At 64.6% G+C, this 14350-nt stretch carries 12 protein-coding genes; 3 read left to right on the top strand and 9 right to left on the bottom strand.

Annotation, left to right across the window (positions count from 1 at the left end; all coding sequences use genetic code 11):
- Positions 1-17: 17 nt before the first annotated feature.
- The 9 genes from LQK81_RS14400 to LQK81_RS14360 form a co-directional block, all read right to left on the bottom strand.
- Positions 18-404: a hypothetical protein gene (locus LQK81_RS14400; RefSeq protein ID WP_442967134.1), complete on the bottom strand. Its 387-nt coding sequence runs from the start codon at positions 402-404 to the stop codon at positions 18-20.
- A 347-nt stretch (positions 405-751) separates the two neighbouring features.
- The gene (locus tag LQK81_RS14395; RefSeq protein ID WP_230807038.1) at positions 752-1723 is read right to left on the bottom strand and encodes a 2-hydroxyacid dehydrogenase; all 972 of its coding nucleotides are present in this window, start codon (positions 1721-1723) and stop codon (positions 752-754) included.
- 118 nt (positions 1724-1841) lie between these two features.
- A complete protein-coding gene (locus LQK81_RS14390; RefSeq protein ID WP_230807037.1) occupies positions 1842-2960 on the bottom strand; it encodes a branched-chain amino acid ABC transporter substrate-binding protein in 1119 nt (372 codons plus the stop codon).
- A 117-nt stretch (positions 2961-3077) separates the two neighbouring features.
- The gene (locus tag LQK81_RS14385) at positions 3078-3422 is read right to left on the bottom strand and encodes a DUF6867 family protein (RefSeq protein ID WP_230807036.1); all 345 of its coding nucleotides are present in this window, start codon (positions 3420-3422) and stop codon (positions 3078-3080) included.
- Positions 3423-3527: 105 nt separating this feature from the next.
- Entirely contained in the window at positions 3528-4253 is a 726-nt protein-coding gene (locus LQK81_RS14380; RefSeq protein WP_230807035.1) for an ABC transporter ATP-binding protein, read from the bottom strand.
- Positions 4253-5149: an ABC transporter ATP-binding protein gene (locus tag LQK81_RS14375; protein WP_318530123.1), complete on the bottom strand. Its 897-nt coding sequence runs from the start codon at positions 5147-5149 to the stop codon at positions 4253-4255. The genes LQK81_RS14380 and LQK81_RS14375 overlap by 1 nt, the downstream gene beginning before the upstream one ends.
- Positions 5149-6540 carry a high-affinity branched-chain amino acid ABC transporter permease LivM gene (gene livM, locus LQK81_RS14370; protein WP_230807034.1) on the bottom strand — a complete coding sequence of 464 codons (1392 nt, stop codon included), beginning with the start codon at positions 6538-6540 and terminating at the stop codon, positions 5149-5151. Before livM ends, LQK81_RS14375 begins: the two co-directional genes overlap by 1 nt.
- A gap of 4 nt (positions 6541-6544) precedes the next feature.
- The gene (locus LQK81_RS14365) at positions 6545-7447 is read right to left on the bottom strand and encodes a branched-chain amino acid ABC transporter permease (protein ID WP_230807033.1); all 903 of its coding nucleotides are present in this window, start codon (positions 7445-7447) and stop codon (positions 6545-6547) included.
- A gap of 305 nt (positions 7448-7752) precedes the next feature.
- Positions 7753-10179 carry a GcvT family protein gene (locus tag LQK81_RS14360; protein WP_230807032.1) on the bottom strand — a complete coding sequence of 809 codons (2427 nt, stop codon included), beginning with the start codon at positions 10177-10179 and terminating at the stop codon, positions 7753-7755.
- A 411-nt stretch (positions 10180-10590) separates the two neighbouring features.
- On the opposite strand from LQK81_RS14360, the gene cysD reads away from it, so the two are divergent.
- From cysD to cysQ, 3 genes are all read left to right on the top strand, one after another.
- Positions 10591-11490 (top strand): sulfate adenylyltransferase subunit CysD, encoded by a 900-nt coding sequence (gene cysD / locus LQK81_RS14355; protein ID WP_230807031.1) that lies wholly within the window; start codon positions 10591-10593, stop codon positions 11488-11490.
- Positions 11490-13382 (top strand): sulfate adenylyltransferase subunit CysN, encoded by a 1893-nt coding sequence (cysN, locus tag LQK81_RS14350; protein WP_230807030.1) that lies wholly within the window; start codon positions 11490-11492, stop codon positions 13380-13382. The genes cysD and cysN overlap by 1 nt, the downstream gene beginning before the upstream one ends.
- A gap of 77 nt (positions 13383-13459) precedes the next feature.
- The gene (gene cysQ, locus LQK81_RS14345) at positions 13460-14257 is read left to right on the top strand and encodes a 3'(2'),5'-bisphosphate nucleotidase CysQ (protein ID WP_230807029.1); all 798 of its coding nucleotides are present in this window, start codon (positions 13460-13462) and stop codon (positions 14255-14257) included.
- The last annotated feature ends 93 nt before the right edge of the window (positions 14258-14350 follow it).

The following is a 14350-nucleotide window of genomic DNA, read 5'->3' as shown; positions in this document are numbered from 1 at the left end:
ATCCTGCGGCCGTCCGGTCAATAGGCGCGCGGCGGCACGAACAGGCAGATCGTGCGCCCGCTCTCGCCGCCCGCGACCGAGCACCAGTGGAATTCGCCGTCGGGCGACGGGCGGACGCGCGCGTCCCGGTATGGCACGACCTCGCCGGTGACATTGATGACGAAACCCTCCGGCCGCTCGCTGATCGCCTTGGTGGCGACCGGGCGACAATCGTTCATCGAGCAGCAGGCATAGGGGTAGCTCCAGCCGCTCGGCGCGTCGTGGCCACTTGCCGGCAGGGCGAACCCCGACCAGAGCGCGACCTGAAGGGCCGCGCCGAGGACCGGAAGCGAACGGCGCCGGACTGCGCCGGCGCTGCGGGCGTGAAGATGCGGTTTACCGTCATGCAATGAAGGATGGGGCATACTTGTCTCCAGTTCGGGAAAAGCTGTCGCCTTACCCGCCTCGGAGCGTTCTTCCCTGTTCGGCGCGCGCCAAGCCCTCGACGCGGAGCGATGCCGGCATGAAGGGCCGGCACCGGTTCAAGTGCCGCCATGTCCGGCCCCTATCGACCCGCGGACATGCCGACCTGCCTTGTATCGAGGATGGTGTCGCGATTCCGGCGGCCGCGCAAGATTGGGCGCGCCCTCCCGCCGGCTGCGCCCGCCAGATCCGGAAGGGGTGCTGCATTTCTGCCATGGTCCGGCACGGCAACCGGAAACGGGGGACCAGCCTTCGATTGACGATCCGGGAGGCACGCGCCGGGCCTGCCTCAGGCCACCCGGTCCGGCGGCTCGCGCCCCTCGAAGAAGGCGGTGATGTTGTCGACGACCTTCATCCCCATGGCGATCCGCGTTTCTGCCGTCGCGCTTCCGAGATGCGGCAGCAGCACCACGTTCTCCATCTGCCGCAGCGCCTCCGGCACATGCGGCTCGGCCGCGTAGACGTCGAGGCCGGCGCCGGCGATGCGGCCCTCGGCAAGCGCGCTGGCGAGCGCCGCCTCGTCGACGATATCGCCGCGGGCGGTGTTGATGAGCAAGGCCGACGGCTTCATCGCCTGAAGCCGGCGGGCGTCGATCAGCCCCGTGTTTTCGCCGCCACCCGGGCAATGCAACGAGACGAAGTCGGCTGCGGCCAGCACCTCCTCCACCGTATCGAGCTGCCGTGCGCCATGGCGGGCAGCCTCCGCCGGATCGACCCGCGAGCGATTGTAAAAGACGACGTCCATGTCGAAGCCGAAGTGGCAGCGTCTGGCCATCGCCTTGCCGATCCGCCCGAAGCCGATGATGCCGAGCGTCTTTCCTGTCACCTTCGTGCCGATCATGTGGGTCGGCCGCCAGCCCGTCCAAACGCCGGCCCTGACCTCCCTTTCGCCCTCGCCGGCACGGCGCGCCACCGAAAGCAGCAGGGTCATCGCGATGTCGGCCGTGCAGTCGGTCAGGACGCCCGGCGTGTTCGTCACCGCGATGCCCCGCGCCGAGGCGGCGGCAATGTCGATATGGTTGTAGCCGACGCCGTAGTTGCCGATGATCCTGGCGGCAAGCGCCCCCTGCCCGAACAGCGCCGCCGGCAACCGGTCGGAGACGGTCGGCAGCACCGCGTCGAAGCGTGCCAGCGCATCCGCCAGCATCGCCTGGTCCATCGGCCGGTCGCTGGTGTTGAACTCCGCGTCGAACCGCTCTGCCAGAACGGCCTCCACGGCCTGGGGCCACCGCCGCGTGACCAGGATGCGTGCCTTCTTCATTCTTTCCTCCATTCCATGTGCCGCCCAGCAGACATGAAAAGAGCCCGGACGCAAGCGCCGGGCTCCAGTTTTCAGCCGGTTTCGAGCGGTCTTGGCGCCGCCCTTTCCGCCGGAACGATTATTCGTTCTCGAAGTAGCTGTACTTGCCGTCTTCACCCTTCTTCCAGGTGTACATGACGTAGTCCGGACGGGTGATGTCGCCCTTCTCGTCGAAGCCGAGCTCGCCGATGGCGGTCGCGAACGGACCCTTGGCCTTGATGGCTTCGGCAACGGCCTGCGAATCGGTGCCGCCAGCAGCCTTGATGCCATCAGCGATGACCTGAACGGCCGCATAGGCGTAGAGCGTGTAGGCTTCCGGTTCGAAGCCGGCAGCGCGGAACTTCTCGACGAGGTCCTTTGCGGCCGGGTTCTTGCGCGGATCCGGCGCAAACGTCATCAGCGTACCGTCGACGGCGTCGCCGGCGATCGAGGCCAGTTCGTTCGAGACGATACCGTCGCCCGACATCAGCGTCGCCTGAAGGCCCTGGTCCTTCATCTGGCGCATGATGAGGCCGGCTTCGGTGTGCAGGCCGCCGTAGTAGACGATCGAGACGCCGGCTTCCTTCATCTTGGCGATGAGCGCCGAGAAGTCCTTGTCGCCGGTGTTGATGCCTTCGTAGAGGGCCTCGGTGACGCCGGCTTCGTTCATGGCCTTCTTGGTTTCGTCAGCAAGACCCTGACCGTACGGGGTCTTGTCATGGATGACGGCGACCTTGGCGTCCTTGAAGTTGGCGGCGATGAAGGAACCGGCTACGATACCCTGCTGGTCGTCGCGGCCGCAGGTGCGGAACGTGTTCCACAGCCCGCGCTCGGTGTAGGTCGGGTTCGTCGAGGCCGGGGAGATCTGCAGGATGCCGTTTTCGGCGTAGATTTCCGAGGTCGGGATCGAGACGCCCGAGTTGAAGTGACCGACAACGAACTTCACGCCGTCAGCGACGAACTTGTTGGCGACCGAAACGCCCTGCTTCGGATCGGACACGTCGTCGCCGAGCACGATCTTGACCTGCTCGCCGTTGATGCCGCCGGCTGCGTTGAGATCGGCTGCGGCCTGTTCTGCACCCTTCTGCAACTGTGCGCCGAAGGCAGCGTTCGGGCCGGTCATCGGGCCGCCGACGCCGATCAGGATATCGGCCCAGGCGTTGCCACTGAACGCGACCATTGCGGCCAGCGCAACAGCAGACAAGAGAGACTTCTTCATTTTGTTACTCCCAAGTTTAAGGCAGGTCAGTTTTTAACCGGTCGCAATACCCACCACCATTGCGCCGATGTCTTTGTTCCAAGACCGGCGCCAGCACGCCGGGCCTGGGGTTCCCTCTTATTTGGCTTTCCAGGAGAAGGGCGAGGCCTTCTCGTAGAGCCAATAGTAGATATTGGTCATCTGCCTCGTGCGGTAGAAGCGATAACCGGCCGTAGCAAACAACAAAAGAACCACGGTGTCCACGAAATAGTACTGCAAAGTCAGCATGCTACCGTTGAACAGCGCGTGGTGGATGAAGCGGATCGCAACCCCGAGAAGCAGCACGTATAGGACGAGCGTCCGATAGTTATGCCAGTTTTCCGCGACGCTCTTGCCCGTCCTCCAGGCGGTCCAGCCACCCATGATGACGGTGACGAAAAGGAACTGCAGAAACGACGGCTCCTCGTAGAGAATTCCCTGCATGTCACATACTCCTTCTACGGCGCCGCGCATCGTCCAGGACGCGCAAGGGTCGCCGTAACGCTTTCGTTCTGCGCCCGGTCGCAAACGACCATGCGCCGGCCGTCCTCAATGCCGGCCGCCTTCGAGATAGGCGGCGCGCACTTCCGGGTTTGCCAGCAGCTCCTTGCCCGAACCGCTCATCGTCACCCGGCCGTTGACCATGACGTAGGCGCGGTCGGAGAGCTTGAGGGCGGCAAAGGCGTTCTGCTCGACGAGGAACACGGTCAGCCCCTGCTCCTTGTTCAGCACCTTGATGGCATCGAAGATCTGCTTGACGATCAAGGGCGCGAGGCCGAGCGACGGCTCGTCGAGAAGAAGCAGCTTCGGCCGTGCCATCAGCGCACGCCCGATCGACAGCATCTGCTGCTCGCCGCCCGAAAGCGTGCCGCCGCGCTGCGCCTGGCGTTCCTTCAGGCGCGGAAACAGCGTGAAGATCTTCTCCACGTCCTCGTCGAAGTACTTCAGCTTGTCGAGGCTCGCCCCCATCTGGAGGTTCTCGTAGACGGTCATCCGCGGGAAGATGCGGCGACCTTCCGGCGACTGGGCCACGCGCAGGCGCGCGATCTCGTGCGTCGGCAGCCGGGTGATGTCCTGGCCGTCGAAGACGACGGTGCCGGTGCGGGCCTGCGGGCTGCCGCAGATGGTCATCATCAGGGTCGACTTGCCGGCGCCGTTGGCGCCGATCAGGCTGACGATCTCGCCGCGCCTGACCTCGACGTCGACGCCGGCCAGCGCCCGGATGTTGCCGTAGTAGGTCTCGACGCCGTGGACCTTGAGAAGGGTCTCGCTCATCAGTGCTTGCCCCCCTGCTCTCCGTCGCTCTCCTGGATCTCCTCGATCTCTTCGATCACCTCTTCGACCTCTTCGTCCTCGACGCCCAGATAGGCCGCGATGACCTTCGGATCGTTCTTCACCTCGTCCGGCGTGCCGTCGGAAATCTTCTGGCCGTATTCCAGCACGATGACGTGGTCGGAGATTTCCATGACCACCGACATGTCGTGCTCGATGAGCAGGATCGACGTTCCGGTGTCGTTTCTGATCGAGCGCAGGAGCTCGTTGAGCGCCAGCGACTCGCGCGGATTGAGGCCGGCCGCCGGCTCGTCCAGGCACAGGAACTCCGGCCCCGTGCACATGGCACGCGCGATCTCCAGACGACGTTGGGCGCCGTAGGGAAGGTCGCCGGCCGGATCGTCGGCACGCTCGATCAGGTCCGCCTTTTCCAGCCAGTGCTTGGCGATCTCGATCGACTGCTCCTTCGCGCGCCGGTAGCCGGCGAAGCCGAGGAGACCGAGAATCGTGTAGCCCGACGCCCGCATCAGCATGTTGTGCTGCGCGACCAGCAGGTTTTCCAGCACCGTCAGGCCCGAGAACATGCGGATGTTCTGGAAGGTGCGGGCCACCTTGGCGTCGCGGGTGATCTCGAAATCCGGCATGCGTTCCAGCAGGAACGTCTTGCCCGACTGCTGGGTCATCGAGATCATGCCCATGGTCGGCTTGTAGAAGCCGGTGACGCAGTTGAAGACGGTCGTCTTGCCGGCGCCGTTCGGGCCGATCAGGGCGGTGATGTCGCCGCGGCGTGCCTCGAAGGACAGGTCGTTGATCGCCATCAGGCCGCCGAAGCGCATCGACAGATGCTCGACTTTGAGGATCGGGTCTTGGTTCATCGCGTTCGTCTCGAGGGCGGACATCAGCCGTGTCCCTCCTTGGTAAAGCTGCCGGACACGGCCTTGCGCTCGTGCAGGAAGGCGGTCGGTTCACGGCTGCCGACGAAACCGCGCGGCTTCCAGACCATGACCACGACCATGGCGAGGCCGAAGATCAGCATGCGGTAGAGTTCCGGCGTGAAGTCCGGGCCGAACACCGCCTTGAGGAAGGTCATCTCGCGCAGGAGCTCGGTGCCGCCGACCATGACGGTGGCAGCGACGGCGATGCCGACGAGCGAGCCCATGCCGCCGAGAACGACGATGGCAAGGATGATGGCCGATTCGAGGAAGACGAAGGATTCCGGCGAGACGAAGCCCTGCCGCACCGCGAAGAACGATCCGGCGAAACCGCCGAACATCGCGCCCGTCGCAAAGGCCGTGAGCTTGGTCGTGACCGTGTTGATGCCCAGCGAACGGCAGGCGATCTCGTCTTCGCGCAGGGCCTCCCAGGCACGGCCGATCGGCATGCGGCGCAGCCGGATCGTCACGTAGGCCGTCAGCAGCGCCAGCGCCAGGATCACGTAGAACAGGAAGATCTTGTAATAGGCCGACGACATCGGCAGGTCGAAAACCTTGGCGAAATTGTTCGGAGCCCCCACGTCGAACGACCAGATGCCGAAGACGCTCGCCTTCGGGATGCTGGAAATGCCGAACGTGCCCCTGGTGACCTCGGTCCAGTTGATCAGGACGAGGCGGATGATCTCGCCGAAGGCAAGCGTCACGATCGCCAGGTAGTCGCCTTTCAGGCGCAGCACCGGGAAGCCCAGGATCATGCCCCAGAAGGCGGCGAGGATGCCGGCGAGCGGAAGCAGGATCCAGAACGAGAAGCCGAAGTGCTGGGACAGGAGCGCATAGGAATAGGCGCCGACCGCGTAGAAGGCGACATAGCCGAGGTCGAGCAGGCCGGCGAGGCCGACGACGATGTTCAGCCCCCAGGCCAGCATCACATAGATGAGGATCTGGATGCCGAAGTTGTCGACCCACTTCAGCGACCCCTGCACGCCGAAGAGCGCGACCGCGATGGGCGGCATCAGCGCGACGACGAGGATGGCGATCTTGCTGAAATTGCGAGCGAGGAAGGTCTCCGGCGCCGCCTTGTCCACGGCCGCAGCCCGCGCCGCCTTGCGCCCGGCAATCCACGGCTGGACGAACAGGACGCCGAGGAAGCGCCCGACGGCTGCGACGGCGACGAAGACCGCCAGCAGGCCCCAGCGCTGGTTGAGAACAAGCTCGTTGCGGATGTTCTGGGTGGTCTCCAGGCCGACGAACAGGAAGAACAGGCCGAAGGCGACGAGACCGGCATAGAAGCCCTCGCGCAGAGCCCGCGCCGTCAGGTTCCCGGCGGCGCTCTCGTTGGAGTAGGTAGTCGTTGCCATTGGGTTATACCTTCTCGACTTCCGGTCGTCCGAGGATGCCGGACGGCTTGAAGATCAGCACGATGGCCAGGATCGAGAACGTCGCGACGTCCTTGTAGTCGATCGTGAAATAGGCCGACCAGAGCGATTCGATGAGGCCGATCAGGAGACCGCCGAGCACCGCACCCGGCAGCGAGCCGATGCCGCCCAGAACCGCCGCGGTGAAGGCCTTGACGCCCGGCACGAAGCCGTCGGTGAAGACGATCACGCCATAGTACATCAGATACATCGTGCCGGCGACGGCAGCGAGGGCAGCACCCATGATGAAGGTGATCGAGATCGTGCGGTCGACGTCGATGCCGAGCAGCGCGGCCATCTTGCGGTCCTGCTCGGTGGCGCGCTGGGCGCGGCCGAGCGAGGTCTTGTTGACGATGTACCAGAAGATCGCCAGCAGCGAGACCGTCAGGATCATGATCATCACCTGCTTCAGCGAGATCGAGATGCCGAAGACGTTGTAGACCGAGGAGACCAGCGGCGGGATCGGCTTGTTGCGCGGGCCCTGCGTCACCTGGACGAAGTTCGACAGCGTGATCGACATGCCGATCGCGGTGATCAGCGGCGCCAGGCGGAACGAGCCGCGCAGCGGCCGGTAGGCGACCTTTTCGATCGTCCAGTTCCACAACGACGCCGTTAGCATGGCCGCGGCCATCATGACGAGCAGCAGGATCACGACCGGCAGGCCGACGAAAACGCTGGTAAGGATGAGAAAAACGATGAGGGCAGCGAAGCCGCCGAGCATGAAGATATCGCCATGGGCGAAGTTGATCATGCCGATGATGCCGTAGACCATCGTGTAGCCGATGGCGATCAGCCCATAGATCGAGCCGAGAGTCAGCCCGTTGATGAGCTGCTGGACAAAATATTCCATTGCCTATCCCCTGGATGCAATCCAGTCGGTTGCATCTCTTGTTATTGAGCCCCCTAGGCAAGCTCATGAATAGGGGGATTCCATACTGCTTTCCATCCAAAAGGGAAGCGTAAAATGTCCATGCCTCGCAATTCGTCGGGTCTTTGGTGAGTTTGACGACAAAACGGGCAGGAAAACTGAAAAAACAGCCGCTCACATGGGGAAAAAGGCAGCAACACCGCGGAATCCACCGTTCCACGGTCACGACAACGTGTTCTCCGCACCGCCACTCCACACGCAAGACTGGCGGCCGACAATTTTGCCGTTCAGCCCCGCATGCGCGCACCGCCCGGGTCGTGGAGCGGCGCGCGCTGGAGCCTCGCCGGCAGCTGTACCCCGAGCAGTTCGACCGACCACCCCTCCTCCACGTCTGCGACCTCCTTCGGAACATAGCCGATCGCGACCGAGACACCGGCGGCATGAGCATAGCCGCCCGAGGTGACCCAGCCGCGCACGGCACCGTCCAGATAGATCGGCTCGTCGCCGATCACGTCGGCGTCCGTCGCCTCGAGGATGAAGGTCCTGAGCCTCAGGCTGCCGCCTTCCGCCTTCTCCTTCAGGGCCGCGGCCTTGCCGACGAACGCCGCCTCCTTCCCGACGGCGACGAAACGATCGAGCCCGGCCTCGACCGGTCCGTAGAGCGGCCGGTACTCGCGCGCCCAGCTGCCGTAGGATTTCTCGAGGCGAAGCGCATTGAGCGCCCGCAGGCCGAACAGCCGGATCCCGAATTCCGCGCCCGCCTCCATCAGGAGGTCGAAGAGATAGCGCTGGTATTCAGGCTTCATCCAGATCTCGTAGCCGATCTCGCCGGTATAGCTGACACGCCCGACGATGGCCGGCGCCATGCCGAGATCCAGGCGGCGGATGGTCATGAACGGGAACGCCGCGTCGGAGAGATCGTGATGCGTGAGCTTTTGCATCACCGCGCGCGCATTCGGGCCGGCGATCGCAAGCCCCGTCAGCGACAGCCCGAGGGCCGCGAGTTCGACAGAGCCATCCTTCGGCAGGTGCCTTTCGAACCAGCGCATGTGATAGCCCTCGGCGATGCCGGAGCCGATCAGGAGGAAATCGCCCTCGCCGAGCTTGCCGAGGATGAAGTCGCCGATCAACTTGCCATCTTCCTTCAGCATCGGCGCCAGCGTCATGCGCCCGGCCGCCGGCATGCGCGGCGTCAGCATCCGGTCGAGCCACGCCTCCGCGCCGCTGCCCCTGATCGCATATTTGGCAAAGCCGGAGGTCTCCATCAGCCCGACGCTGGCCCGCACCGCCTTCGCCTCCGCGCCGACGGTGTCGAAATCGGTGGACCGGCGCCAGGAGAAGCGGTCCTCCGTGCCTTCCGGCGCGAACCACAGCGGCTGCTCCAGCCCGTACGACGCGCCGAAGACGGCGCCGGCCGCCTTCAGCCTGTCGTAGATCGGCGTCGTCAGCAGCGGCCGGGCCGCCGGCAGTTCCTCGTTCGGATAGCGGATCGAGAAGCGGCGCGAATAGTTCTCGCGGACCTTCGCATTTGTGTAGCCGAGCGTCGCGTAGTCGCCGTAGCGCGACACGTCCATGGCGAAGACATCGAAGCCCGGATCACCGTGGATCATCCAGTTGGCGAGCGCCAGCCCGACGCCGCCGCCTTGGCTGAAACCGGCCATCACCGCGCAGGCGGACCAGAAGTTGGTCATGCCGCGGACCGGGCCGACGAGCGGGTTGCCGTCCGGCGAGAAGGTGAAGGGCCCGTTGATGATCTTGCGGATGCCGACCGAGTTGAAGGCCGGGAAATGGCGGAAGCCGACCTCCAGCTCGGGCGTAATGCGTTCGAGGTCTTCCGCCAGAAGTTCGTGGCCAAAATCCCAGGGCGTCGACAGCGGCGACCACGGCCGGCAGGCCTTCTCATAGGTGCCCATCAGCATGCCGTTGCGCTCCTGGCGGATATAGATCTCGCCGTCGAAATCGACGCAGTGCATTAGTTCCCGGCCCTGCGTGCGGTTGAACTCGATGACTTCAGGCATGTCCTCGGTGATGAGATACATATGCTCCATGGCGAGCACGGGAAGCTCCAGCCCGACCATGCGGCCGATCTCGCGCGCCCACAGCCCGCCGCAGTTGACCACGTGTTCGGCGACGATCTCGCCCTTGTTCGTGATCACCCGCCAGGTGCCGTCGGGCAGTTGCACGAGATCCTCCACCTTCGTATGCAGGTAGATCTCGGCACCGTTCTTCTTCGCCGACTTCGCATAGGCATGCGTGGTGCCGTAGGGATCGAGATGCCCCTCCACGGGGTCGTAAACCGCGCCCACGAACTGGTCGGGATCGAGCAGCGGCATCAGCGCGTGCGCTTCCTTCGGCGTCAGGAGCTCGGCCTCCAGGCCCATGTAGCGCCCTTTCGCCAGGATCGACTTCATCCAGTCGAACCTGTCCTTCGTGGCCGCCAGCATCATGCCCGAGGTCATGTGCAGGCCGATGTCTTGGCCGGAATAGGCTTCGATCTCCTTGTAGAGCTCGACGGTGTACTTCTGCAGCCTGGCGACGTTGGGATCGCCGTTGATCGTGTGCATGCCGCCGGCCGCATGCCAGGTCGAGCCCGAGGTGAGTTCGGAGCGCTCGACCAGGACCGCGTCGCTCCAGCCGAATTTCGTCAGGTGATACAGCACCGAGCATCCGACCACCCCGCCCCCGATGACGACGACCCTGGCATGGCTCTTCATGGGCGATCTCCACTCCCGGTTCACCGGCCCGCCCGCCCCGACCGGTGCCGCGGCTGGAGCCGAACCTCGCTCTCTCCGCTGCAACGACAGGCTGCAATCGGCCGGAACGGATCGTAGGGGCAAAGTCGGGCCCGTCAAAGCCGCCGGAGCGAACAGCACTGGCCGATTTCCGCCATCGCACGGCCAAAACGAGGTGCCGCCGTTGCCATGCGAATGCCGCTTTTTAGTTGCTTTGGAAACACGCAGCCGCACTTTTGCAGAGAATGGTGTGCGAATTTTGCCGGCAGCATTGCAGCTTTGGTGCAAAGCCGGGTACATGGCTGTAACGAACAGCCGCCAGTCATAGCACTGCAAGCGCTGGCAACAGGCCATTGCCGTCGGTCTATCGGGACGGCAAGCGGAACAGGGAACATGTCGCTTACACATCTTCAGCGCCTCGAGGCCGAAGCCATCCATATCTTTCGCGAGGTCGCCGCGACCTCGTCCCGGCCCGTGATGCTCTATTCGATCGGCAAGGATTCGTCGGTCATGCTGCATCTGGCCCGCAAGGCCTTCTACCCGGCCAAGCCGCCCTTCCCGCTCCTGCACGTCGACACGACCTGGAAGTTCCGCGAGATGATCGCCTTCCGCGACCGGACCGTATCGGACCTCGGGCTGGAACTGATCGTTCACGTCAACCTGGATGGGCTGGAGCAGAACATCGGCCCCTTCAGCCACGGTTCCAGCATCCACACGCACGTGATGAAGACGCTCGGGCTCAGGCAGGCGCTCGACAAGTACGGCTTCGACGCGGCGTTCGGCGGCGCAAGGCGCGACGAGGAAAAGTCGCGCGCCAAGGAGCGCATCTTCTCCTTCCGCAATGCCCAGCATGCGTGGGACCCGAAGAACCAGCGCCCGGAAATGTGGAAGACCTACAACACCCGCGTCGCCTCCGGAGAATCGATCCGCGTCTTCCCCCTGTCGAACTGGACGGAGCTGGACATCTGGCAGTACATCCTGAAGGAGGACATCCCGATCGTGCCGCTCTACTTCGCCGACAAGCGGCCGATCGTCGAGCGCGACGGCATGATGATCATGGTCGACGACGAGCGCATGCAGATCGCACAGGGCGAAAAGGTCGAGGACCGCCTCGTGCGCTTCCGCACGCTCGGATGCTATCCGCTGACAGGCGCGATCGAATCGGACGCCACCACCGTTCCCGATATCGTCCGCGAGATGCTGACCGCAAGGACGTCCGAGCGGCAGGGTCGCCTGATCGACAAGGATGAAGCGGGCTCGATGGAAAAGAAGAAGCGCGAGGGGTATTTCTGATGGCGGTACTGGCCTCGTCCATCGCAACGGACACATTGCAGGACTATCTCGCGGAACAGGAAGAAAAGCCGCTGCTGCGCTTCATCACCTGCGGCTCGGTGGACGACGGCAAGTCGACGCTGATCGGCCGCCTGCTCTACGACACCAAGCTGATCTTCGACGACCAGCTGGCGACGCTGGAGCGTGACAGCGCACGGCACGGCACGGCGGGCGAAACGATCGATTTCGCCCTGCTGCTGGACGGGCTGGAGGCCGAGCGCGAACAGGGCATCACCATCGACGTGGCCTATCGCTACTTCGCCACCGGGGAGCGCCGCTTCATCGTCGCGGATTCTCCCGGCCACGAGGAATATACGCGCAACATGGCGACCGGCGCCTCCACGGCCGACCTCGCGGTGCTGCTCGTCGATGCGCGCCAGGGCATCCTGCGCCAGACGCGCCGCCACGCCTTCATCGCCTCACTGCTCGGCATTCGCAACATCGTGCTTGCGGTTAACAAGATCGACCTCGTCGGCTACGATGAGGCAGTCTTCGGCAAGATCGCCGAGGAATTTCGTGCCTTCGCAGGCGGACTGGGCTTTGCGACCATCGCGCCCATTCCGATTTCCGCGCGCCACGGCGACAACGTCACGGCGAACTCGGCGCACATGCCGTGGTATGCCGGTCCGACATTGCTGGGCCATCTGGAGACCGTTCCGCTCGCCGGCCAGGACCTCGGCAGGCCGTTCCGGCTGCCGGTCCAGCTCGTCACCCGCCCCGACCAGGATTTTCGCGGCTTTGCCGGCCAGGTCGCCTCCGGCCGCATCGCTGTCGGGAACGACATCGTCGTGGCCAAGTCCGGCCGCACCTCAAAGGTCAAGGCGATCGTGACGGCGGACGGCGACCTTCAGGCTGCGTCCGAAGGCCAGGCCGTCACGATCGTGCTCGAAGACGAGATCGACATCTCCCGCGGCGACATGCTGGCCGCCCCGGGCGATCGCCCGCAGCTTGCGGACCAGTTCATGGCGCATCTGGTGTGGTTCTCCGCCGAGCCGATGATGCCGGGGCGCAGCTACATCCTGCGCACCGAGACCGACAGCATGAGCGCCACGGTCACGGCCCTCAAGTACCAGATCGACATCAACAGCTTCTCGCACGAGGCGGCCAAGTCGCTGCACATGAACGAGATCGGCGTCTGCAACATCGCCACGCAGTCGCCGGTCGCCTTCGACAGCTACAAGGACAATCGCACGACCGGCAACTTCGTGCTGATCGACCGTTTGACCAACGCCACCGTCGGCGCCGGCATGATCGACCATCCGCTGCGCCGCGCCACCAACGTTCAGTGGCAGGCGCTGGATATCGACCAGAACGCGCGGGCCGGGCTGAAGCACCAGAAGCCCGCCGTGCTCTGGCTGACGGGCTATTCCGGCGCCGGCAAGTCGACCATCGCCAACATGCTGGAAAAGCTTCTGCATGCGAGCGGCCGCCACACCTATGTGCTCGACGGCGACAACGTGCGCCATGGGCTGAACCGCGATCTCGGCTTCACGCCGGAGGACCGGGTGGAGAACATTCGCCGGATCGCCGAAGTCGCGCGCCTGATGACACAGGCGGGACTGATCGTGATCGTATCGGCGATCTCTCCGTTCCGTTCGGAGCGGCGTATGGCCCGCGACCTGTTCGCCGACGGTGAATTCATCGAGGTCTTCGTCGACACGTCGCTGGAGGAATGCGCAAGGCGCGATCCTAAAGGCCTCTATAGGAAGGCCATGGCGGGCGAACTGGAAAACTTCACCGGCATCAGCTCGCCCTACGAGCAGCCGGAAGAGCCCGAGATCCATCTGAAGACGGCCGGGCACGATCCGGGCGAACTGGCCACGCAGATCGCCGAATACCTCGGAAAACGCTAGAACCAGACCCCTCTCTCCGTTGCCGGACCGTTCGCGGTCCGGCAACGGCAATACGAGAACCACAGCAGGACCGCTCAATGACACTACCGGCAAACCTCGCAGCGACACTGGCCAAGGCGGCGATCGATGCCGGCCGGGAAATCCTGGCCGTCTACAGGGCGGGGCCCACCGTCTCGATCAAGAGCGACTGCACCCCGGTGACCGAGGCCGACCAGCGCGCCGAGGCGATCATTCTCCGTGCGCTTTCGGACGCCTTTCCCGATATTCCTGTCGTGGCCGAGGAAGCCGTCGCGGCGGGGAATATCCCCGAGGTCGGCGGCCGGCGTTTCTTCCTCGTCGATCCTCTGGACGGCACCCGCGAATTCATCAACCGTCGAGACGAGTTCACCGTGAACATCGCCCTGATTGAGGCCGGCGTGCCCGTCGCCGGCATCGTCTACGCGCCGGCACTGAAGATCGCCTATTGGGGCGCAGAGGGGCATGCGGAAAAGTTCGAGGTCGCCGACGATTTCACCATCGTCAACCGCCGCCCGATCGGCTGCCGTTCCAGGGGCAGCAGCCTGACGGCCGTGGTCAGCCGGACGCACGGCGACCCGGAGACCGACGCGTTCCTGCAGGAGACCGGCATCTGCGACCACACCACGGTCGGCTCCTCACTGAAATTCTGCCTCCTCGCCGAGGGCCTGGCCGATGTCTATCCGCGCTTCGGCCGGACGATGGAGTGGGATACGGCGGCGGGCGACGCGGTCCTGCGCGCCGCCGGCGGACGCGTGACGCGCCCCGACGGAAGCCCCTTCCTGTACGGAAAGACGAACCAGCAGACTGATTCGGATTTCGCCAATCCGGCCTTCATCGGCTGGGGCCGCGCTGCCTGAACCCGGCCGGGGTGCCAGTAACCCGCGGCCGCGATGTCATAAAAATACCGGATTGGCGTACGAAACGGTGCCCGATCCTGGATCAATGCTTCC

Source organism: Rhizobium sp. GN54 (genome assembly GCF_021026345.1).
Taxonomy (GTDB): domain Bacteria; phylum Pseudomonadota; class Alphaproteobacteria; order Rhizobiales; family Rhizobiaceae; genus Mycoplana.
The sequence above is the reverse complement of the archived record's forward strand: the minus strand, read 5'-3'. Positions and strand labels throughout refer to the sequence as shown.